Origin of the sequence: Kordia sp., assembly GCF_050633145.1 — a bacterium.
Lineage (GTDB): Bacteria > Bacteroidota > Bacteroidia > Flavobacteriales > Flavobacteriaceae > Kordia.
This window is the reverse complement of the sequence record NZ_JBOEFY010000080.1, coordinates 23,370-46,596: the sequence shown is the minus strand read 5'-3', so window position 1 is coordinate 46,596 and position 23,227 is coordinate 23,370. Positions and strand designations below refer to the sequence as shown.

Sequence of the window (23,227 nt, the reverse complement as noted above, 5' to 3'; positions counted from 1 at the left end):
CTGTTAATTATTTTGCTCCAAAACAAATGTTATTTTCATTTGGATGATCAGTCATGTTTGGATCGGTTGGTATAGTTCCTCCTTTTACTTCTAATGCTTTTAGACTTGTAAATTGAGCAATGACAGCTTTTGAGAATTGAAATTTCTTAGTTTCTCTTTTTTTCATAATGAGCTAGGTTTTTAATATTAATTCATAATTTTCTTGTTATAAATCTATCAATTAAGTCTGTCTAATCAAGATTTAAAGACCTTAAATCATCTAATTTAAGGTAGAAAAAAGAGCTCTAAAGTTTACTGGCAGCACTACGCTTTTCTATTTCTTTTATATAATAGGAAGGATTAATTTCTGTCGTTTTTTTAAAGTGTTTTGCAAACGATTCTGGGCTTTTGTAACCGACTTCTTGGGCAATATGTCTTATTGAATATTTTCGAAACTTTTTATCTTCATGTAATCTTTTGATTGCATAATTAATTCGCAACTCATTAAGGTATTGATAAAATGTTTTTTGCTTCTGTTCTTTTAATATTTTTGTTAGATAAGTAGTGTTCGTTTTTAATTTTTTTGCCATGTTAGCCAACGTACAATTACTTTCTAAATAATATTCTTGCTTCTCTATTTTGTCAAGACGTTTTAGAATCTCTGCTACTCTTGCGTCATTAATGTTAATTTGGTTAGAAACACTTTTTTCTACTTTATTAACTTGCTCCTGCTTTTGCATTAAGGCATCAAACTTCTTTTTGTTATTTTTAGACTTATTCTTATAGTAAAAAAGCGCTAACAATGCCAAAAACAAAAGACTAAAAGCGATAATTATTAATCCTTTTTGCAATTTCGTTTCTTGATTCTTCTGTTTTAAAACATTCGCTAATGTTTCATTTTGTTTTCTATAAAGTGTGATTTTAACTTCATTATTATTCTTATTAATTTCTTTCCCTAAATTATTTTTATTGGATTCAACTAATTCGATTAACTCTTCATCTTTTCCAAGTTTTCTATAGCACTCCACTAATAACTCATACGTACTCAATAACTCTTGTGGTCTAAATTCTAGGTTATCTATTTTTTCAGAGGTATCTACAAGTAAAATTACTTTCTCAAAATGTTCTGCAGCTAGTGCATAGTTTTCTAAACCATAATGAGATTTCCCAAAATAGAATAATGATTCAGCTAAACGTTCATTATTTTGTATAGATTCTATATATTCTTTTGATTTATTAAGGTTTCTAAGTGCTTCTATATATTCTCTCTTTTGCACATAGGCGATTCCCATGTCATGATAGAAATAACTGTTTAGTATATCATCTTTTAATTCAGTAGAAATTTTCAATCCTATTTTACTGTAATACAATGCAGAATCGGGCTTATTTAATGTTAAAAAGGTACCTCCTATTCCCATTAGAATTCTTGCCTTTCTATCTTTATCTATGTTCAATTCTTTTGCTCTGACATAGTATTCTTTATATACTTTTAAGGCTTCTTTACGATCACCTATGTTACGTTTTACTTTAGCTAAGTTTACTTGAGAGATGTAGAATAAGTCTTTATATTTTTTTTGCTGAGAAATCTTAGCTGCTTTTTCATAAAACTGCATTGCATTTAAGTTTTCACCATGCAAAATATAGGCATTTCCAATTCCAATGAAATAGCGACATTTCATTTTAGAATACTTCTCATTATTCAATAATTTCAGTTGCGCTTTAAAAATAATAACAGCCTTTTCATAGTCACCTAAATGCATTGTTATTAACCCTTTTTGCAAATAGCCTTCTGAGATAGAAATAGTGTCTTTTATTTTTTTTGCAGCGTTTATTAGAGTGTCGCTAAGTGCAAGTGCTTTGTATGGAGCATTTTTCTTGTGCTGCTTTATTTTCTCAAGTAAATCCTTATTAGGATCACTTGAATATTTATTAGCACAACTAAGAAACATATTTATAAAAAATGCTATAAATAATGTAACGGTAAATTGTCTTACATTCATATTATTCACTCCATCCTTTTAATTAAACTCAAATACTTTTCCATCATCAGCTAATACGACATTTTCAAACACAGTTTCGGCTTCTTCTTTGAATTCATCAAAGCCATCATAGCGCGTTGAAAAATGACCAAGTACTAGTTGACCAGCATTCGCATCTTTGGCAATCATTGCTGCCTGTTTTGCGGTTGTATGCTTTGTTTTAATGGCTAATTGATCGTGCTTGTCTAAAAATGTAGCTTCATGATATAATACATCTACATCTTTAATTTGATCAACTATTTGAGGGAAATATACGGTATCGCTGCAAAATGCGTACCCTTTTGATTTAGGAGGATCAAAGGTAAGTTTTTCGTTGGGGATGACTTCTCCTGAGTCTAACGTTATATCTTTACCTTTTTTTATGTTTTGATAGTAACACTTTTCAATTTCATAATTTAGAACAGCATTTACATTAAGTTTGCGTTCTTTTTCTTTTTCTTTGAATAAAAAACCATTGGTATACACGCGATGACTTAATGGAATAGTTGTAACTGTCACTTTATCATCTTCAAATACAACTTCAGGTTTGTCACTTTCCAATTCGTGAAAACAAAGTTTATAACTCGTCCATGATTTGGTTAATTTTAGTTGTAATAAGGTAAGTTCTTTGAGTCCTTTTGGACCATATATATGCAAGTCTGCATTTCTACCCAATAACATGAATGTAGAAATTAATCCGATGAGTCCATAAAAATGATCTCCGTGTAAATGTGAAATAAAGATATGTTTGATGCGTGCAAATTTCACTTTGCTACGTCTTAACTGTACTTGTGTTCCTTCACCACAATCTATCAAGAAAATATGGTTTCTAATTTCCAATACTTGCGCGGTTGGATTTGTATGTTTTGTAGGTGTTGCGGCATAACAGCCAAGTATTGTTAATTTCACACGTTTAGATTTTATTCTTTAACAAAAATATAATTATAAAATTAAGAACGTGTGCAACCACTTCGTTCTCTCATTAAAAGTTTCAAAAATTTTACCTTGATCATAAATTTTTAAAATTTAGTAATGATCGTTTCATTTTATATTTTTTGTTAAAAGTTAAAATCCTAAATCGCGCTCTATTTCTTCCATTTCAATAATATCAAATGCTTCTTGTAGTGTTGGTACAGTCATGATAGCTTCTGGCAAATCGTCCGTACTTATTTTATTAGTTACAATAACAAAAGAATGTTTTGATACACGGTGCTTTTTGGATAGTTGTAAAAATTCTACCAAATCACTTTTAGTTAAGTTTCCAAATGAAAATAAATTTACGATAATGTTATCGTTTTGTACTTCATTATAACGTGCGTCTATTTTTTTGACAAGCTCAATTGTATCTGCAGATTCTTGCGTGATGATGAGAATGTTTTCTTGTTTATCTAAAATCATAGGTTTAAAGTTTTGAGGGTTTTTAGGCTATTTTTTAAGATGTATCTACAATTTACAAAATTTACCGCATAGTTGCGTATTTAAAATATGTTTAACCCTATTTTGATAGAAATACTAAGAATACCAAAAAATTATGTTAGTTTTTAATTTTTGCAGCTAATAAATAAATTACTGCCATACGTACTGCAACTCCGTTTTCTACCTGGTTTAAAATGATCGATTGTTTAGAATCTGCCACATCACTTGTAATTTCAACGCCACGATTTATAGGACCTGGATGCATAATTACAATTTCTTTATCAAGCGAATCTAGCAATGTTTTTGTAACTCCATATTGCTGCGCATATTCACGTGTTGAAGGAAAGTAACTAATATCCATACGTTCATTTTGTACACGTAACATATTTGCTACATCGCACCATTCCAACGCTTTTCTCAAGTTGGTTTCTACTTCGACACCTAAACTTTCAATGTATTTTGGCAACAATGTTTTTGGACCACATACTTTTACATTTGCACCTTGAAGTTTCAGTGCAAAAATGTTTGATAGTGCAACTCTACTGTGTAAAATATCGCCCACAATGACTACATTTTTCCCAGCTACATCGCCCAATTTTTCACGAATAGAATACGAATCTAATAATGCTTGCGTTGGATGTTCGTGCGCACCATCACCAGCATTTACAATACTTGCATCTACATGTTTAGATAAAAACACGCCAGCACCAGGATTTGGATGTCGCATTACAACCATATCTACTTTCATCGACAAGATATTGTTGACAGTATCAATGAGTGTTTCTCCCTTTTTCACTGAAGATTGCGATGCCGAAAAGTTGATGACATCGGCAGACAATCGCTTTTCAGCTAGTTCAAACGAAAGCTTTGTACGCGTACTATTTTCAAAAAATAAATTTGCAATCGTAATGTCTCGTAAAGAAGGTACTTTTTTTATAGGACGATTGATCACTTCTTTAAATTGATCAGCCGTTTCAAAAATGAGTTGTATATCTTCTTCTTTAAGATATTTGATTCCTAGCAAGTGGTTTACACTTAATTCACTCATTTCTAATTGTCTTTTTCTTGATTAATAAGATATACCATGTCTTCTCCATCATTTTCTGACCAGTTTACTTTTACCTTTTCCTTATTGATGGCATCTACTTGTCGTCCACGATAGTTTGGTTGAATTGGCAAATGTCTACTAAAACGCCTGTCAATTAGCACCAATAATTCTATTTCTTCTGGTCTTCCAAATGTTTGAATTGCTGTCAATGCTGAACGAATACTTCTTCCTGTATACAATACATCATCAATAAAAACGACCTTTTTATTTTCAACCACAAAATTGATATTCGTTTTGTTTGCTTCAAGAATTTTTTCGCTACGGCGGAAGTCATCTCTAAAAAAAGTAATGTCGAGTTGCCCCAATTTTATATCATTTACTTCATATTCATCTCGTAAGATCCTTGCCAAACGTTCTGCCAAGTAAATTCCTCTAGGTTGAATTCCAATAAGTACAGTATTTGAAAAATCAAGGTGGTTTTCGATGAGCTGACATGCCAATCGATGCAGAATAATTCCTATCTCTTTTGAGTTCAATAAGGTTTTTTGACTCATAGTTTTCGTCCAAATGGTATTTGGAATACAAAAGTACAGATTTATTTTTTATTAAACCTATTTTAAAATTCGATGTATCTCAAAAAAAATCTTTTTTAAAGAAAGAATGGTTACCTTTTTGATAGTGTACCATTAAGTATATAAACGTATTATTATGAAAGATCAATCACTGTTACAAATGCTGACTTCCGAGAAGAAGGAAAAAGCTTTTGTAAAGATTTACAGATACTTTCCAAAAGTATCACGATTTATATGCAAACATGGAGGCACCAAAGAAGAAGCACAAGATGTGTTTCAGGAAGCCTTATTAATCTTCTATAGAAAAGCCAAAACACCCGATTTTAAACTGACTGCTCGTATTGAAACCTATGTTTTTAGTATTTGCAAATATTTATGGAAAGATCAATTAAAACAAAAAAATAAACAAACTGACGCTTTTGAACAAGCGTTTTTAAAAGACGAAACGATTCCTGTAGATTTTCATTTGCAAGAAGAAGAAAAGTATCAATTGGCTGAGAAAGCCTTGAGATCTATTGGAGAAAAATGCCTAAAACTGCTCTCGCTATTTTATATCGACAAGAAGAAAATGCGCGAGATTGCCAAGTTGTTGGATTTTACTTCAGAATCATCTGCCAAAACACAAAAATATAAGTGTTTGGAACGCGCTAAGAACGAATTACGAACTTTAAAAGCAAAGAGATGAGAACTGAATTAGAAACCATTGCATTGATAGAAAAGTACTTACTACATGTACTTTCTGAAGCAGAAACACAAGCATTTAAATTTCGTATGGCAACTGATCCCAATTTTAAAAACGATGTTGAATTACAAGAACAGCTGATGCAAAGCTTGGAACATATTTCCTTGCAAAACAACATTCAAAATGCAGCAAAAACATACAGATTTCAAAAACTTTTGAAAACTATAGGACTGATTGTTATTCCAATTATAATTGCTCTTTTAGCTTGGTATTTCATGAATGCTTCCGAAGAAAAGTCAATTGAAGCTAAGACAATTCCAACGAAAGTTGAACAGCAAGTACAGCAAAAACAAACAGCGAAAAAGGAAATAATTTCTGTTCCTGATACAATTCCTAAAAAGAAAAATTTTATAGTAACACCAAATGAAACAACTGTGTATGCCGAAAATATTGTCATAGATCCTTTGGAAAAAATACCATCAGAGGTTTTTAGTATTTTGACTGAAAAAGATACGATTGTAGAAACCCAAAGTGGAATCGTGTTTTTAATTCCTGAAAACGCATTTGTAGATGCCAATCAAAATATAGTAAATGGAAATATTCAACTTGAAGTAAAAGAAGCTGTCAATTCGCATACTATAATGACTGCTGGTTTATCTACGCTCTTTAATGATAAACCTTTGGAAACTGGCGGTATGTTTTTTATAGAAGCCAAAAAAGATGGGCAAAAGCTGACAATTAATCCTGAAAAAGAAATTACAGCAGACATTCCAACGCAAGATTATAAAAAAGGCATGCAATTGTTTGATGGTGAAGTATTGAAAGACGGAACCGTCAATTGGACAAACCCGAAACCATTAAACACTGCGTTGATTCCACAAGATATTTTTAGCTTGAATTTTTATCCACCAAACTATTTGGAAACACTTGCTGAAAAAGGATATGATAATACCAACAAAAAATTCACGGATAGTTTGTATTATTCTTTTGGAAAAGTTAAAGATACAGTCAGAACAGTAAATAACGCTCTTGGAAATATCATAAAAGAACGAAAGCGAAGAAGATCACGTATTCCTAGAGATACTATACAAAGAGACGTAGCTGTTGTAGATTCTGTTAGATCAAATACTCGCAAAAAATATTTAATAGGTTTAGATCCTTTAAAAGTAAAAACCATTTGGAATGAACGCTATCAAAATACATTTATAGCTACGAAAGCTTTTGAAGAACGTTTAAAAATAATTCATCAGAATTGTAAAGAAGCAAATACTATTTTTAATATGTATGTGCAAAATCTTGATCGTGATTTGTACGAAGTTGATGAAATGATTATTTCTACTTTGAAAAATACTTCACTTCGTAAACAGTTTGACGTTTTTGCCGCACAACGATTGACAAATGTTGCGAAAATAGATTCTGATGTTGCAAAACTGAATGATTATTACATTAAACAACAAAAAGTGTATCGTTTGGCTTTGGAAAAATCGCAAAGAAAAATGGATTCGTTATTAAGTGTTGACAAAAAATATCGAGCATTTTCAAAACAGCAATTGCAAAATTATTACCAAAATGAATTAGCAATTACTACAGATAAAGTCGCGAAAGGCTTAGGAGCAAGATTACCTCGTAGTTTTAATCAAACTAGAAACAATCAGACTCAAACCAGCCAAACAAACACAGTTTCAAGTAAAGTTACTTATGTAGCACGCACTATTCAAAAAGAAAAAAGAAAACGCCGTTATAGAGCACCAATTCGAACAACTGGTTGGAAGAATATTGATCGAATTATTAATGAAGATGTAGTTGCTAGTGTGAAAAGCAGAACGACAACAACTGTTAAGACCAGAGAAAAAAATGTCACAATCAGTTATTCTAATTATGAAGTTTCAATTGAAAATACAGAACGTTTTGACAAATTGTTTGTGTATTTGGTTCCAACTAAATTCAACAGTTTCGTAAGGCTTAAAGCTGAGAATGACCGTTTTACCTATAAGCTAAATGATTTACTAAAGTATCGTGTGCATTGTATTGGGTATTTAAATGATGTTCCTTTTTATATTGATAAAACCATTAGAAATACTTCTGATAAGTTAAAACTTCAGAAAATCACTGCTGAAACTTTACGCAAACGATTGGCAAACATGAACAATCAAAATAGTTCGTTGGAAACTGAAATTTTGTATCAAGCTTCTAGAAAAACGAATCAGATACGATTAAAAAAATACCGTGAAATTGTAAAGCTTAAACAGGAGATTAAGAATGTTGTTTTTCCGTGCCAACCTACTAAAACTATAAATGATGCGCTTACTTCAGAAATAGATCAAATCGTTTTTGCTGAATCAGTTGAAGTTATGCCTACTGAAGAACCTATTGAAATGGTTCCGTTTTCGCTTATAGAAAACCCGCCAATCTATCCAGGCTGTGAAAATCTAGAAACCAAAGCTGCTCGTAAAAAATGCATGAGTGAAAAGATTCAAAAGCATGTAAATAGATATACAAACATAGATATTCTTATAAAACATCAAACATCTAGCGGGACACATAGAATTCATGCCTTGTTTATAATAGATACATCAGGAGTTGTTAACGGTATTAAAATTCGCGCAAGCCATCCTGAGGCAGAAGCTGAAATAAAACGTGTGTTAGAATTGATACCTAAAATGGTTCCAGCCAAACAAAAAGGGAAAAATGTCAATGTTAAATATACATTACCAATTACATATAAAATAAATAACTAAAAAAAAGCCGTTTCAAATTGAAACGGCTTTCTTATATATGATAAAATGTTACGGATTATTTTCCTTCCATTTTGTCTTTTAACTGTTGTAAAGCGTTTAAATCTCCAAGAGTTGTTTTCTCAGAATTTTGTTGCTTTTTAGCAGCAGCTTGAACATTTCTTTGCTCTTCTTCTCTAAAGATAGCAGTATGAGAAGCTACAACTCTTTTGAATTCTTTGTTGAACTCAATTACTTTGAACTCAGCTGTATCACCTTTCTTCAATTTCTTTCCGTCTTCTTTTTCTAAGTGACGAGAAGGAATGAAAGCTACTACATCTTCGTTTAAAGCTACAGTTGCACCTTTATCATTTGTATCAGTAATTTCTGCTGTATGTAATGTACCTACACCAAATTCACCTTCATACTTATCCCAAGGATTTTCAGTAGTTTGTTTGTGACCTAAACTTAATTTACGTCCATCTACGTCTAATTCTAATACAAGTACTTCCAATTTGTCACCAACAGTAACAAATTCAGATGGATGCTTCACTTTCTTAGTCCAAGATAAATCAGAGATGTAAATTAATCCATCAATACCTTCTTCTAATTCTACGAATACACCAAAGTTTGTGAAGTTACGTACAGTTCCTGTGTGTTTAGAACCTACAGGGTATTTAGTTGTAATATCAGTCCATGGATCTGGCGTCATTTGTTTGATACCAAGAGACATTTTACGATCTTCTCTATCTAAAGTTAAGATTTTAGCTTCTACTTCATCTCCAACTTTTACGAAATCTTGAGCCGAACGTAAGTGAGTAGACCAAGACATTTCAGAAACGTGAATTAATCCTTCAACACCTTCTGCAACTTCGATAAATGCACCGTAATCAGCAATAACAACAACTTTTCCTTTTACTTGATCTCCGATTTTTAATTCAGAATCTAAAGCTTCCCAAGGATGAGCGCTTAATTGTTTTAATCCTAATTGGATTCTTGATTTGTTATCATCAAAGTCAAGAATTACAACATTTAATTTCTGGTCTAATTCAACAACTTCATTTGGATGATTAATTCTAGACCAAGAAAGGTCAGTAATGTGAATTAATCCATCAACTCCACCAAGATCAATAAATACACCGTAAGAAGTAATGTTTTTCACAATTCCTTCTAGTACTTGACCTTTTTCTAATTGACCAATGATTTCTTTCTTCTGTAATTCGATATCAGCTTCAATAAGAGCTTTGTGAGATACAACAACGTTTTTGAATTCATGGTTAATTTTAACCACTTTGAATTCCATAGTTTTGTTCACATACTGATCGTAATCTCTAATTGGCTTCACGTCAATTTGAGATCCTGGTAAGAACGCTTCAATTCCGAATACGTCAACGATCATACCACCTTTAGTTCTGCATTTTACAAAACCATTAACGATTTCACCTTTGTCATGAGCTGCATTTACACGATCCCATGCTTTGATTGTTCTCGCTTTTCTGTGAGATAATACTAATTGTCCAGTTCTGTCTTCACGAACGTCAATTAATACTTCTACTTTGTCTCCAACTTTTAAGTCTGGATTGTAACGAAATTCGTTTAAAGAAATTACACCTTCAGATTTTGCATTAATATCAATGATCGCTTCTCTGTCAGTCATTCTTACTACAGTTCCATCTACTACAGCATCATCATCTGTGTCAACGAAATTTTCTGCTACTAATTTTTCGAATTCTTCTAACTTTTCGTCTTCTACTTGGTCAATTCCTTCTTCGTAATTGTGCCAGTTAAAGTTTGCTAGAAATTCTTCAGGATTTTTAACGTCCTGAACGTCTGTGTTTGTGTTTTCTTCAGCCATTTGCTGATGTAAAATTTGTATACCGCTCATTTAGAGATTCTTTGCATGTAAAAGCAGTAGATTGTTATGTTTCTAAAAAAATTCTTTGTCCCTTTTTGATTCTCTATCATGCTAAAAAGGAGTGCAAAAGTATGATTATTATTTTGATTTACAAACTAATAGTAATGTAAACGAACAGTAAAAATTCAATTTAACCATGAAATTTGATTTTCATCGAAAAAAAATATTGTGTTGTTGTCATAACTTAAAATCTATTTTTTTGCTTTATATTTATATTATTAATAATTAAAATAACAATAGAATGAGTGTAAAAGCGAAATATCAAGGAGTTTTAGATCTTGGACAAGAGTTAAATATTCAAAATGGAAATGTAGAAGAAGTAGATGGTGTATTAAAAGTAAGTGGTACAGCAGGTACGCAATATGAGAAAAACTTGATGTGGGACAAAATCAAAGAACTTGGTGGAGAAATGGCACCGGACATAGAAGCGCACATTGAAGTTGCTGATGAGTCTGTTTTTCACCGCCACACTGTAGCAAGCGGAGATACTTTAGGTAAAATTGCAAAACAGTATTATGGAAAAGCAGGTCAATACCATGCTATTTTTAAAGCAAATGGTGATATTCTTGACAATCCAGATGTAATTCATCCAGGACAAGAATTAGTAATTCCACATTTATCATAAATAGAGCATGTATAAAAGACAAAAGCTTCCAAATTGGAAGCTTTTTTTATTCTTTATAATTTATCAAAAATAACTTTTGTTTCAAAAGACCAAGATTGTCCTTTATTTAAATTAATATTTTGAAAGTACCTGTAGTACTTCTTATAATCTTTAGTATCCGAGATGTATTGAGTAGCATACTTATTGTATATGCTGAACTTGCTTTCTATATTTGCAGATAACTTTTTTGTATCGTTCCAAACAAATAATACATCATTATATCCTTCTAGTTTTCTTTTCCCATTTTGATTAAAACGAACAGTATTTTCCTGATTATCGACAGACCCTTGTTTTGCCACATCAATACTAACTGATGCTATAGACCCAAAACAAGTATTCATCGGGATCATATCTTTAGCTGTAATTGTATTTTTTGTAAAGTATCCACCATCTGAGATTTTTGTTGTTTTTAAATGCGTAGCATCTTCCGTGTGTGCGTTGTCTTCTCTATACATAATACTTTTTTGCATAAATGTAAAACTTTTGCATCCTCTCATTTTAAATTCAGTAGTACTATCATTTATTAAATTACCATCTATAAGAAAGCTTATTTCTGTAAATTTTTCTCTCCCATGAAATCCACCTGTAGGTTCTGAAGCTCCTAATCTTTTATATGTAAATTCAGATTCTCCATAATGTAGCAATGTAGATCCTGTTGAAAGCATTTCTCTTCCGCTAAATGTAAATTCTTTACAGTAAATTATTCTATATTGATCTGAATATACATCATCTGATAAATCCTTCTCACGAACAATGGAAAAACCCCAGTAATATTCAGGTTTTGTGCTACTTTGCGTATATACTTTAAACAAATGATTACCTTTATGACCTACAGGATCGAAAGTCACATAACATTTTTTAAATTCTCCAGTTAAAGTATTAGTCTCTACGTCAGTTCCTTCTTGTGAAGTATATGATTGAGTTTCATGATTTTTATTTTTTGCGCATGAAGACACTAGAAATACAATAAAAATATTGATAGATATTAAAAATATCTGTTTGGAAGTTTTCATATTATGTATGGGCTTATGTGATTTCTTTCTAAAAAGCTAAATAAAAAAAAGTATTTCAAAAAGTACTAATTATAGTGTGTTTTTATTGAACCGCATTAACTTTCATTCGTTTATAGTTCGTTTTACCAAATTCAGAATACGTTCAAATTGCTCTTTTAATCCCATATCACTATTGTCAATAGCAACGGCACCTTCTGCTTGTCGTAACGGCGAATCTTCTCGATGCGAATCTATATAATCTCTGTTTTGAACATTTCGTAATACATCTTCATATTTTACCTCATCACCTTTTTCAATTAATTCTTTGTAGCGACGCATGGCTCTTTTTTCTGGAGAAGCTGTCATGAATAGTTTTAATTCTGCATCGGGAAATACAACGGTTCCAATATCTCTTCCATCCATTACAATTCCTTTGTCTTCTCCCATTTTTTGTTGTTGTTTTACCAACTGATACCGAACTTCAGGAACGGCAGCCACTTTACTAACATAGTCAGAAACTCGTAAGGTTCTTATTTCGTTCTCTACATTTTCATCATTCAAGTACATTTCGGCGAAACCTAATGACTCATTATATGTAAAGTGAAGGTGAATATTATCTAAATCTTCTACCAAATCATTAATAGAAAAATTGGTCGCATCAATATACTTTTTACGAAGTGCATACAAGGTTACTGCACGATACATAGCGCCAGTATCTACATATATATACTCTAAAGTTTTAGCAAGTTGTTTGGCAATCGTACTTTTCCCAGTAGATGAGAAACCATCAATGGCAATTGTAATTTTTTTCATGATCGGCATTCTTTTTTTGACCTTGTAAAGTGTCTTCTTACTGCAAATTGATCGTTACACCAAACATACTTGTGTTTGCTGCAATCGAATAACGTGCATAGGTATAATCAAATTTTAGTTTGTTGATTCGAAGTCCGAATCCTGCAGTAACTCCAGAGAAATTTCGTTGATCAATAATTTTCAACTCTTCTCCTCTACGGAAGTTGTAACCCAATCGAATGTTAAATCCTCTGTCTGGAAACAATTCCATTCCAACAATCGTACGACGAATTAAGTTTTTAAAGAATGTAACTTTTTCTTCCGTTACGCCTCCTTCAATAGATTGTTCTGCTCTATTCGGATTGGCAAATGCAATATTCCATTCTTGCAAATTTTCAAAAGTTACGTGCCAACGAATAGGAACGTGTTCTAGTTTTTGTGACAATCCTAAAATTAACTCAAAAGGCAATTTTTCTTGTACACCTGCATAAGTAGTAAATTGAAATCCTAAGTTTCTGGCCACTAAAGCGACATTAAATTCCAATTTTTCATTAATATACATAATCCCCAAGTCTACAGCTCCACCAAAAGAGTTGTATTGCTCTAGTTTTGAATTGATAAATTTTGCATTGGCGCCAATATGAATATCTGTCCAAGGAATGTTATATGCATATCCCAAAGACAAAGCGACTTCATTTCCTGTAAAACTTCCTGTGGAATTTCCTTGTTCATCGTATCCGTCAAATTGACCATAAGAAACATATGTTACACCTGCATGCAATGTTTGTACTCTTCTGTCCCAAGTATAGGCATACGCAGCAGAACCATAATTTACATCTCCCAAATAATTTACATAGTTTACAGACAAATGATTGTCCATTCTATAATTGATAGTTGCTGGGTTGTATAGTGCTTGATTTACGTCTTTATCATAATTAGTAATGATCTTTCCGCCAAGAGCAGCTTGTCTTGGTGAAGAGATTAGGTTTAAAAACTGATACGTGTATCTTCCTCCGATTTGCGCGGAAGCCAGCGTAGTTATAAACAAAAAAAAGGAAAAGAGGATCTTTTTCTGCATGTGTACAAAGTAACTAAAATCTTTAATCAAAACGTTTAGATATGATAAATATTTTATACGTTTTTCAAAAAAATACTAGATTTTCTTTTAATTGATTTTTTTCAGCGACAAAACTACACTTTTTATTGGCAATCCTTTACAAATATGGCTTTTAAAGCAATTTATTTTTGATGATATTTTATAAAACCGCACCTAATATCTTTGTTTTACAGCATAAAACCGCCGTACATTAAAAAAGAATTAATTCACCAATGGAGGAACTCAAAAAGCCATTTTAAATATTAGAGTAGAGACCACTACAATCAAACTATTATGAAAAAAAAGTTTTTTTTAAACAAAACTGTAGATGCTTTATCTGAAAAGCAAATTGAAGATTTAAACGCTATTTTTGGAGGTGCTCAAGATATTCCAGATGAAACACATATCCCAACTGGTGGCGGTGGACCAAGATGTCCAGACGGATATTACTGGCATGATGGAGTTCAAGAATGTCTTAAAAATGGAACATATCCTGCAAGACCTGCTGAGAGAAGAACTCACGGATAATTAATACCTAACAGTTGCTCAATAACCAATAACATTTTGTTTAGTCTAACACGTTGGGCAACTGTTACCTTTTTTAAGTTTCACCACAAATTTCACACTATGCATTTCAATCGATTAGTTTTAAAAGTTGCCAGTAGATGTAATTTAAATTGCTCCTACTGTTTTATGTATAATTTGGGAGATTCTTCTTTTCGAAATCAACCAAAGTTCATGAAAGAAAGTATGATTCCGCAAATTATTAAACGTGTGGAAAATTATCTAAAAGAATATCCGCAAGAAATATTTACATATACATTTCACGGCGGTGAACCTTTGCTAATTGATAAAACTTTTTTTGGGAAGTTTATCCGTCAAGCTGAAGTTTTAAAAGAACAATTCCCAGACACTGCTTTTGAATATAATATACAAACCAATGGTGTTTTAATTGATGAAGAATGGGCAGCTGTGCTAAAAGAAAATCGAATATTTCCAGGTGTGAGTTTAGATGGTACTAAGAAAGCACATGATATGTATCGAAAAGATCATAAAGAGAATGGCAGTTATGATGATGTAATTCGTGGATTAAAGCTACTCAAACGAAAATTAGGTTTTGTTTCTGTAATTAGTGTGATGAATATTGACGAATCGGCAACAACTACATATAAACATTTAACCGATATTTCTTCTGATTATGTGAATTTCCTTTTGCCCGATTATACACATGACAGTTTCCCGTACGAACCAAAAGCTATGGGAAAATGGTTGATTGAACTCTATGATTTTTGGATAAATGATCCCGATCGTCCTATTATTCCATTTTTTAATGGATTGACCAATGCTATTTTAGGTTCAAAGAAAATGAAGCGTCATGAAGCACATGCACTTGTCATAGAAACCAATGGTGACATTGAAGCAATTGATTCTTTGAAAGGTTGTGGTGAGAGCTTTACCAAAACCAACATGAATATTTTTACGAATGATTTTAAAGATATTACCGAATTACCGTTAGGAAAATTATATTTTGAAGACAGCACCGAAAAACTTTGTACTAAATGTTTGGAATGTCCTGTAGCTTCAATTTGCAAAGGTGGACGTTTGGTACATCGTCACAAAAAAGAAAATGGCTTCAATAATCCTTCCGTGTATTGTGAAGATATGATTATGATTATTTCACACATACAAAATACCATGATGGAATTGATTCCGAGTATGTATGATGATAGTATTTCCAAAATGGATGCACTCGAAATTATTGACTATTTGAACACATTAGACATGTCGAGCTTAGAAAATATATACAAAAAAGACCTAGAGTTTTTTAGCATGGCTTAAAACTGAAACTGAACTTGAAGTTGAAACGCTAACCGTCAGTTCGAGTGTTTTTATGTAGCGAAGTGAACATAAAAATGTATCGAAAACAGCTATTAGTTTTCAGATACTTCTCGATACAATCTTTCTACATTTCATTCCGAAAAACCACTCGAAGTGACATGATATAAATTGAAAGTGAAAGTGAAAATCCTATAAAGGTTTTCAGCATGAACTAAAATAAAAAAATGAACTCAAATACAATTCAAGTTCATTTTTCAGTTACAAGTTCAAATTCGATTTCATTAGTCCGCTGATAATGTTTTCGGATTCTTTACGGCTTCGTCAGTAATTGCGTGTTTTACAACTTCACGCATTTCTGTTACGTAGTGGAATGTGAGTCCTTTTAAATACGATTCTTTAATTTCTAAAATATCGCGTCTATTTTGCGCACATAAAATGATTTCTTTGATACCTGCACGTTTAGCTGCGAGTATCTTTTCTTTAATTCCGCCAACAGGCAATACTTTTCCTCTCAAAGTAATTTCACCTGTCATGGCAATATCTTTTTTCACTTTTTTCTGAGTGAATAAAGAAACTAAAGAAGTCAACATCGTTACTCCGGCACTTGGTCCATCTTTTGGAGTTGCGCCTTCTGGAACGTGAATATGTACATTATATTTTGAGAATATTTCAGGTTGAACACCTAAAAAGTCTGCATTCGACTTCATATATTCCATCGCAATTGTTGCAGATTCTTTCATCACTTTTCCTAAATTTCCTGTGATAGAAAGATTTCCTTTTCCTTTTGACAAGGTAGATTCTATAAATAAAATATCGCCGCCAACACTTGTCCAAGCCAATCCTGTTACCACACCAGCTACATCATTGTTTTCGTACTTGTTACGCTCCATTCGTGCAGGACCTAATACTTCTTCAATAATTGAATTGGTTACTTTTTTCTCGTATTTATCTTCCATTGCAATGGATTTTGCCGCATAACGCACCATTTTGGCGATTTGCTTTTCCAATCCACGTACACCACTTTCACGTGTGTATCCTTCTACAATTTTTTCAAGCTGCTTCTTCCCTATTTTTAAATCTTTATCAGAAAGTCCGTGTTCTTTTAATTGTTTATCTAATAGATGTTTTCCTGCAATTTCAACCTTTTCTTCGGTCGTATATCCTGTTACATTGATAATTTCCATACGATCACGCAACGCTGGCTGAATGGTACTTAAACTGTTTGCCGTAGCAATAAACATTACTTTCGACAAGTCGTATCCCATTTCTAAGAAGTTATCATAAAACTCCGTATTTTGTTCTGGATCTAATACTTCCAACATCGCTGACGACGGATCACCATTATGGCTACTAGATAGTTTATCAATTTCATCCAATACAAATACAGGATTTGACGTTCCTGCTTTTTTCAAGCTTTGGATAATACGTCCTGGCATTGCTCCAATATAGGTTTTACGATGTCCGCGAATTTCTGCTTCATCACGCAATCCACCAAGTGAAATACGCACATATTCTCTTCCTAGCGCTTCTGCAATCGATTTTCCTAAAGATGTTTTTCCAACTCCTGGAGGTCCGTATAAACATAAAATTGGAGATTTCATGTCGTTACGCAACTTCAATACTGCTAAGTATTCTATAATTCGTTTTTTTACATCTTCTAAACCTGAATGATCGCGATCTAAAATAACTTGTGCTTTTTTCAGGTTGAATTTGTCTTTGCTGAATTCGTTCCAAGGTAAATCTAAAAATAACTCTAAGTAATTACGTTGAATTGAATATTCGGCTACTTGCGGATTCATGCGTTGCATTTTTGCCAATTCCTTGTCAAAATGCTTTTTCACATTTTCGTCCCACTTCTTATCTTTAGCACGTTTGCGCATTTCTTCTACTTCTTGCTCATACGAAACGCCACCACCCAATTCTTCTTGAATAGTTTTCATTTGTTGATGCAAGAAATATTCGCGCTGTTGCTGATCTAAATCGTGACGTACTTTTGATTGTATATCATTCTTTAGTTCCAACTTCTGCATTTCTAAATTCATGCTTTTCAAAGTTGCCAACGCACGTTGTTTCAAATCTCTTACTGCCAGTAATTCTTGTTTTTCTTTTACTGTCAAGTTCATATTTGAAGATATGAAATTGATCAAAAACGAAGGACTTTCTATGTTTTTGATGGCAAAAGATGCTTCTGAAGGAATATTTGGACTTTCCTTTATGATTTGCAACGCCAATTCTTTGATTGAATCTAAAATTGCCGTAAACTCTTCATCTTCACTTTCAGGACGTGTTTCTGGTACTTCTTTTACGGTAGCTTCCATATATGGAGTATCGCGTAATAACGTATCAATTTCAAAACGTTTTTTTCCTTGAATGATGATCGTTGTATTTCCATCAGGCATTTGCAAAACACGTAAAATACGTGCTACTGTCCCTAAGGTATTAATATCTTCTAAAGTAGGATTTTCAACTGCTTCATCTTTCTGTGCAACAACACCAATTACTTTTCCGCCATTATTGGCATCTTTAATTAATTGAATTGATTTATCGCGTCCTGCCGTAATAGGAATTACAACTCCTGGGAATAATACTGTATTTCGTAGGGGAAGAATAGGCAGTGTTGGTGGCAATTCTTCTCTATTGATTTCTTCTTCATCTTCAGGCGTCATTAATGGAATTAATTCCGCATCTTCATCAATGGATTGAAATGACAAACTGTCCATATTTAAAAACTTTGTTTCGCTCATGTGTATCGTACTAAGTCATTCTGTCATAAAAACAGAATTATATCTTTTTATTTATTTTTCTTTTTCTAGTCTAACCGCTTATAAATCAACCACAGTTGTTGATTTCATTGGTTTCTTTGGTACAATATTGACAATTGTTATGCCAAGCTTTCTTTTAAAAAGACATAAAAATCAAGAAATATTAAATAATTTTAGATAAAAGTGTAACAAATCAATTTTTCTATAATCTTTACAATAAACTAAACTTTTTGAGCCACCAAAAGTTACATACTGAACAACTCATTACGTTGTGCAAAGAAGGAAATCAATCTGCGCAAATGGAGATATACAATCGCTATTATAAAGCGATGTACAATACTGCATTTCGAATTTTAAAAAATAGCGCAGAAGCTGAAGACGCGATGCAAGAAGCATTTTTGAATGCTTTTATGAAATTAGACTCTTTTAGCGAGACAGTTTCTTTTGGCGCATGGTTAAAAAAAATCGTAGTGAACAAAAGTATTTATCTGTATAAAAAGCAACAACGAAAAGAAGAAGTTCCGATCGACACTATGTTACATAAGGTTGAAGATAATGATGGAATTGCTTCGGATGAAGAGTTTACAAGCTTACAGGCTCAAAAAGTATTGCAAACTTTAAAAACACTGAAGGACAATTACAGAGTTTCTTTGACCTTACATTTAATTGAAGGGTTCGATTATGAAGAAATTTGCTCAATTCTAGATATTAGCTATGCAAATTGCAGAACTACAATTTCGCGTGCAAAAGAAAGTCTAAGACGAAAATTGGAAGTATACGTATGAAAGAGAAAGATAACATTACAAATTTGTTTGACCATTTGAAAGATGATTTCGATATCGAAACACCTGAATTGGGACACGAACATCGTTTTTTGAAAAAGCTAAAACAACAGCAAACTCAAGAAACAAAAGATACCAATAAACCTATTGTATTGTTTACTTGGTGGAAACAAATTGCAGCAGCTTGCATCATTTTATTGAGCCTAGGAATTTTTATCGGTTCTAATTTTAACGCTTCCGCAGAAGAAACTCAGGTTACATTTTCGCCCGAAGTGGAAAAGTCACAGATACATTTTGCTTCTTTGATTGAAAAAGAACTTGAAAAAGTAAAAGCGGCTGAAGATGAAGACACCAAAGAGATTGTGCAAGATGCTTTACAGCAACTAAAACGTCTTGAAGAAGAGTATAACGAGTTAAAAGATGAACTTGTTGAATACGGAGAAGACAAACGTATTTTGCAAGCAATGGTAAAGAATTTCCAACTTCGTATACAATTATTAGAAAGCGTATTAGTACAAATTGAAGAAATTAAAATATTCAAGAATGAAGACACTATTATATAAATGTATTGTATGTATTTTTTTATTGCCTTTGATTGTTCTTGGAAATAATAAGCACAAAGGAAAGTATACAAAAGAGAAAACGATTACGAAAGAGTTCTCTGTAAATTCAGATGCACTCTTGAAAGTTACCAATAGTTATGGAGCTGTTCACATGACAGCTTGGGACAAAAATACCATAGCTATTGAAGTGGTTATTAAAACCAATGGAGATTCTGAAAGTAAAGTAGTAGAACGTTTGAAACAAATTGATGTTAATTTTAATAATACAGCATCAATGGTAAGTGCAATGACAAATTTTAGTAAAAATCAGTCAAAGTCATGGCGCAAATGGAATAAACGTAATAAGGTAAATGTAACGGTTAATTATACGATCAAATTCCCGAAAGGAAATGAGTTAAATGTCTCAAATGATTATGGAGAAATTTTCTTGGATCGTGCCGAAAATAAAGTCGCATTGAATTGTGATCATGGAAAAATGAAGATTGGTAAGTTGTTAGCAGAAGACAATTCTTTGAATTTTGATCATACAAATAATGTTTCTATTTCATATATGAAAGGTGGGCGTATTAATGCAGATTATTCGTCTTTTAAAATAGAGGAAGCAGAAAAAATTAGACTAAATGCCGATCATACAAAATCAAGCTTTGGAGTCATTAGTTCTATAGAATATAATTGCGATTATAATACATTACAAATTGAACAAGCATATACTGTAAAGGGAAGCGGAGATTATTTGTCACTACGCTTAGGAATAATTTCTGGAAGTATCGATTTGGAAGCAGATTATGGTTCTATTAAAATTGCAGAAATGACTGATGATGCAGGAGATATCAGAATTGAATCAGAACTTGCTGGGATTAAAATAGGATACCAGCCACAATATCATTTTAGCTTTGAGTTAAACTTAGAGAATGCAAGTCTTAAAGGAATAGACGATTTTACCACTAATATAAAGCGAATTGAATCAAGTGAAAGTTATTACGAAGGTTATTACGGAGATAATACAAGTCGTAATTCTATTTTAATTAATGCAGAATACGGAAGTATCCGATTTATAAAAAAACAATAATTCATCAAATCATAAAACAAAAATCAATCTAAAAAATCAATTATCATGAGAAAAGCAACAGTATTTATCATCACATTATTATTAGCTACTACAGTATCGCACGCACAGTGGGGAAAAAAGAAAATTAAAGGGAATGGAAATGTTACTACCATTACAAGAACAACCTCAGATTATGACGCCATAAGTGTTGCAGGTTCTTTTGACGTAGAGTTGGTAGCAGGTACAGAAGGTAAAATTACATTAACAGGAGAATCGAACTTATTAGAACATATTCTAACAGAAGTTAAAGGAGATGTTTTAAAAATTAAAGTGAAAAAAGGATCTAATTTACGCGTAAGTAGAGGAAAAAAATTAGTTATCACAGTTCCATTCAAAGACATTAGTAAAGTAGCTTTATCAGGTTCGGGAGATGTATATACAAAAGATACCATCAAAGCAGATAGTTTTAAAATGGCATTGGCTGGTTCGGGAGATGTTATTATTGACATCAACACAGGAAAGTTAAAAATGGCAGTTTCTGGTTCGGGAGATATGACTGCTAGAGGAACGGCTGATAATGCAGAAATCGCGTTGTCTGGTTCAGGAGATATTCACGCATATAAGTTGCAAGCAAAAAGCGCTAAAGTGAGCTTGGCAGGTTCGGGAGATATTAGATTATATGCTACCGATTTTTTAAAAGCTCGTGTAGCGGGTTCTGGAGATATTACTTATAAAGGAAACCCAGCAAAACAAGACACTAAAGTAGCAGGTTCTGGAAGTATTTCTGGGAACTAGAAGATTCAAAATCAAAAAACGAATACAAAAAAACCACTCATTGCGAGTGGTTTTTTTATGAAATATACTTTTGGTTATTCATGATACTCGTAGGTTCTATGAACTATTTTTTGTGGTGTATCACTATTTTCTTTAGAATACTCAAGTCTTTCTGTCCAGTTGTTGTGCTCATCAAATTTTGTATATTTAAATACATTATCGCTCATTATTTTTCCTTTTCTGTCTGTTTGTTTAGTACTACTTATATTTCCGTTTTCATCATATTCAAACTCAATAATAATTTCTTCTTGTGTATCTCCGCTCCCTTCCATAAAAATTTCTCGCCTTACAGCTCTATCATTTTCTAAATATGTTTTTCCCATCGAAATTTTCTTCCCGTCTTCATCATAAGAAGAATAGGTTATTTCTGTTTCAGATTGATTTCCTATCTCTGAATCGCCCACTTTTTCTCCGTTTTCGTCATATCTATTTTCTTTAACTATTTTCCCATCTTTTCTTACAGGAACTATCTTTTGAGATACACTATTATCTTCGTTCAAAAATTCTATCGATTCATAATTCCCGTTACGATCAAAAGAGACCCTAGTATTTCCATATCTAGTCACTTCTCCTTTTTTCCATTCGCCAGAATTCATTTCTACATGATAGTTTTTTTCTATATAGTTTTTAACTTTTCCCTTAACTCCAAACATGCTACGATCAGATTTGTTAGAGCATGCACTAAGCATTCCCAAAACTGCAATAAGCAACGGAATGATACTGTATTTCTTTGTTTTCAAATTGTTCTATTTTAAAGATTAAATTTCATCTTGATGAAATCAATTAATAATATTCATAGACTCTAATAGTCATTTTTTGAGGAATATTGCTTGCTTTATACGAGTACTCTAGTCTTTTTGTCCAATTGTTGTGATCATCAAATTCTATAAATCTGAATCTATTGTAAAGCATTATTTCTCCTTCTTCACTTATTTGCTTATGACTAGTCATGTTTCTATTTTCATCATATTTATATTCAGCTATAATTTTTGTATTTCCATAATCATTCGATATGAATTCAATTTCTTCCCGCACCACCATATCATCTTCTAAAAATGTAGTACCGCGTGAATCTTTTTTGCCATTTTTATCAAAAGAAATAGATTCTATTTTAGTGTCCGTTTGATTTTTTATTTCTATTCTACTCAATACATCTCCGTTTGCGTTATATAGAAGCTCTTCCACTATCTTTCCTCCTTTTCTTTTAGGTACAGACTTCTCAGAGATACTATTTTCTGCATTCATAAACTCTATCAATTCATAGTTTCCATCACGATTAAAATAAACTTTCATATTTTCATCTTCAGTAGGATTTCCTTTCTGCCATTCACCAGATTTCTTTTCTACCTTATAATGATTTTCTGTGTATGTTTTTACTTTTCCGTACAATCCGAATTCCTTCCAATCCGTTTTTTTAGCACAGGAACTCAACATTCCTAAAACCATGGCAAGTGTAAAAACTAAGATGTGTTTTTTAATTTCCATAGATGAGTTTTATGATTCTAATACGT

General features: G+C 32.3%; 22 protein-coding genes. 9 read left to right on the top strand and 13 right to left on the bottom strand.

Annotation, left to right across the window (positions count from 1 at the left end; translation table 11 throughout):
• Positions 1-7 precede the first annotated feature (7 nt).
• The 6 genes from ACRBBL_RS26160 to pyrR form a co-directional block, all read right to left on the bottom strand.
• Positions 8-166 (bottom strand): hypothetical protein, encoded by a 159-nt coding sequence (locus ACRBBL_RS26160; RefSeq protein WP_431372059.1) that lies wholly within the window; start codon positions 164-166, stop codon positions 8-10.
• Between the two features lie 118 nt (positions 167-284).
• Entirely contained in the window at positions 285-1,979 is a 1,695-nt protein-coding gene (locus tag ACRBBL_RS26155; protein WP_431372058.1) for a helix-turn-helix domain-containing protein, read from the bottom strand.
• A gap of 18 nt (positions 1,980-1,997) precedes the next feature.
• Positions 1,998-2,906 (bottom strand): ribonuclease Z, encoded by a 909-nt coding sequence (locus ACRBBL_RS26150; RefSeq protein ID WP_431372057.1) that lies wholly within the window; start codon positions 2,904-2,906, stop codon positions 1,998-2,000.
• A gap of 156 nt (positions 2,907-3,062) precedes the next feature.
• On the bottom strand, positions 3,063-3,395 hold the full coding sequence (locus tag ACRBBL_RS26145) for a ribonuclease Z (protein ID WP_431372056.1): 333 nt from the start codon (positions 3,393-3,395) through the stop codon (positions 3,063-3,065).
• Positions 3,396-3,531: 136 nt separating this feature from the next.
• A complete protein-coding gene (locus ACRBBL_RS26140) occupies positions 3,532-4,461 on the bottom strand; it encodes an aspartate carbamoyltransferase catalytic subunit (RefSeq protein ID WP_431372055.1) in 930 nt (309 codons plus the stop codon).
• Positions 4,462-4,463: 2 nt separating this feature from the next.
• Positions 4,464-5,015 (bottom strand): bifunctional pyr operon transcriptional regulator/uracil phosphoribosyltransferase PyrR, encoded by a 552-nt coding sequence (pyrR, locus tag ACRBBL_RS26135; protein ID WP_431372054.1) that lies wholly within the window; start codon positions 5,013-5,015, stop codon positions 4,464-4,466.
• Between the two features lie 154 nt (positions 5,016-5,169).
• Here pyrR and ACRBBL_RS26130 point away from each other — a divergent pair, with 154 nt between their 5' ends.
• Together ACRBBL_RS26130 and ACRBBL_RS26125 are read left to right on the top strand one after the other, a co-directional pair.
• A complete protein-coding gene (locus tag ACRBBL_RS26130; RefSeq protein WP_431372053.1) occupies positions 5,170-5,718 on the top strand; it encodes an RNA polymerase sigma factor in 549 nt (182 codons plus the stop codon).
• Complete coding sequence (locus ACRBBL_RS26125) at positions 5,715-8,453, top strand: hypothetical protein (protein WP_431372052.1); 2,739 nt, start codon at positions 5,715-5,717, stop codon at positions 8,451-8,453. The genes ACRBBL_RS26130 and ACRBBL_RS26125 overlap by 4 nt, the downstream gene beginning before the upstream one ends.
• Positions 8,454-8,508: 55 nt before the next feature.
• Here the strand turns inward: ACRBBL_RS26125 and rpsA are convergent, their stop codons facing one another.
• Entirely contained in the window at positions 8,509-10,284 is a 1,776-nt protein-coding gene (gene rpsA / locus ACRBBL_RS26120; RefSeq protein ID WP_431372099.1) for a 30S ribosomal protein S1, read from the bottom strand.
• A 301-nt stretch (positions 10,285-10,585) separates the two neighbouring features.
• On the opposite strand from rpsA, the gene ACRBBL_RS26115 reads away from it, so the two are divergent.
• The gene (locus tag ACRBBL_RS26115) at positions 10,586-10,969 is read left to right on the top strand and encodes a LysM peptidoglycan-binding domain-containing protein (RefSeq protein WP_431372051.1); all 384 of its coding nucleotides are present in this window, start codon (positions 10,586-10,588) and stop codon (positions 10,967-10,969) included.
• 53 nt (positions 10,970-11,022) lie between these two features.
• On the opposite strand, the gene ACRBBL_RS26110 is transcribed toward ACRBBL_RS26115, so the two are convergent.
• The 3 genes from ACRBBL_RS26110 to porQ form a co-directional block, all read right to left on the bottom strand.
• Entirely contained in the window at positions 11,023-12,021 is a 999-nt protein-coding gene (locus ACRBBL_RS26110; RefSeq protein ID WP_431372050.1) for a hypothetical protein, read from the bottom strand.
• Between the two features lie 102 nt (positions 12,022-12,123).
• The gene (gene cmk / locus ACRBBL_RS26105; RefSeq protein ID WP_431372049.1) at positions 12,124-12,813 is read right to left on the bottom strand and encodes a (d)CMP kinase; all 690 of its coding nucleotides are present in this window, start codon (positions 12,811-12,813) and stop codon (positions 12,124-12,126) included.
• Positions 12,814-12,850: 37 nt separating this feature from the next.
• Positions 12,851-13,870, bottom strand: a complete 1,020-nt coding sequence (gene porQ / locus ACRBBL_RS26100; RefSeq protein ID WP_431372048.1) for a type IX secretion system protein PorQ — start codon at positions 13,868-13,870, stop codon at positions 12,851-12,853.
• A 312-nt stretch (positions 13,871-14,182) separates the two neighbouring features.
• Here porQ and ACRBBL_RS26095 point away from each other — a divergent pair, with 312 nt between their 5' ends.
• On the top strand, positions 14,183-14,416 hold the full coding sequence (locus ACRBBL_RS26095) for a hypothetical protein (RefSeq protein ID WP_431372047.1): 234 nt from the start codon (positions 14,183-14,185) through the stop codon (positions 14,414-14,416).
• A 99-nt stretch (positions 14,417-14,515) separates the two neighbouring features.
• Positions 14,516-15,727, top strand: coding sequence for a radical SAM protein (locus tag ACRBBL_RS26090; RefSeq protein ID WP_431372046.1), 1,212 nt, complete (start codon positions 14,516-14,518; stop codon positions 15,725-15,727).
• 281 nt (positions 15,728-16,008) lie between these two features.
• Here ACRBBL_RS26090 and lon read toward each other — a convergent pair whose 3' ends face one another.
• On the bottom strand, positions 16,009-18,471 hold the full coding sequence (lon, locus tag ACRBBL_RS26085; RefSeq protein WP_431372045.1) for an endopeptidase La: 2,463 nt from the start codon (positions 18,469-18,471) through the stop codon (positions 16,009-16,011).
• 248 nt (positions 18,472-18,719) lie between these two features.
• On the opposite strand from lon, the gene ACRBBL_RS26080 reads away from it, so the two are divergent.
• The 4 genes from ACRBBL_RS26080 to ACRBBL_RS26065 are packed head-to-tail and all read left to right on the top strand — an operon-like array spanning position 18,720 to position 21,677.
• Complete coding sequence (locus ACRBBL_RS26080; protein WP_431372044.1) at positions 18,720-19,274, top strand: RNA polymerase sigma factor; 555 nt, start codon at positions 18,720-18,722, stop codon at positions 19,272-19,274.
• Complete coding sequence (locus ACRBBL_RS26075; protein WP_431372043.1) at positions 19,271-19,834, top strand: hypothetical protein; 564 nt, start codon at positions 19,271-19,273, stop codon at positions 19,832-19,834. Before ACRBBL_RS26080 ends, ACRBBL_RS26075 begins: the two co-directional genes overlap by 4 nt.
• The gene (locus ACRBBL_RS26070; RefSeq protein ID WP_431372042.1) at positions 19,815-20,903 is read left to right on the top strand and encodes a hypothetical protein; all 1,089 of its coding nucleotides are present in this window, start codon (positions 19,815-19,817) and stop codon (positions 20,901-20,903) included. The genes ACRBBL_RS26075 and ACRBBL_RS26070 overlap by 20 nt, the downstream gene beginning before the upstream one ends.
• Positions 20,904-20,948: 45 nt before the next feature.
• Positions 20,949-21,677, top strand: coding sequence for a head GIN domain-containing protein (locus tag ACRBBL_RS26065; protein WP_431372041.1), 729 nt, complete (start codon positions 20,949-20,951; stop codon positions 21,675-21,677).
• A gap of 74 nt (positions 21,678-21,751) precedes the next feature.
• On the opposite strand, the gene ACRBBL_RS26060 is transcribed toward ACRBBL_RS26065, so the two are convergent.
• Complete coding sequence (locus tag ACRBBL_RS26060; RefSeq protein ID WP_431372040.1) at positions 21,752-22,456, bottom strand: hypothetical protein; 705 nt, start codon at positions 22,454-22,456, stop codon at positions 21,752-21,754.
• A gap of 43 nt (positions 22,457-22,499) precedes the next feature.
• Positions 22,500-23,201, bottom strand: coding sequence for a hypothetical protein (locus ACRBBL_RS26055; protein WP_431372039.1), 702 nt, complete (start codon positions 23,199-23,201; stop codon positions 22,500-22,502).
• Positions 23,202-23,227 lie beyond the last annotated feature (26 nt).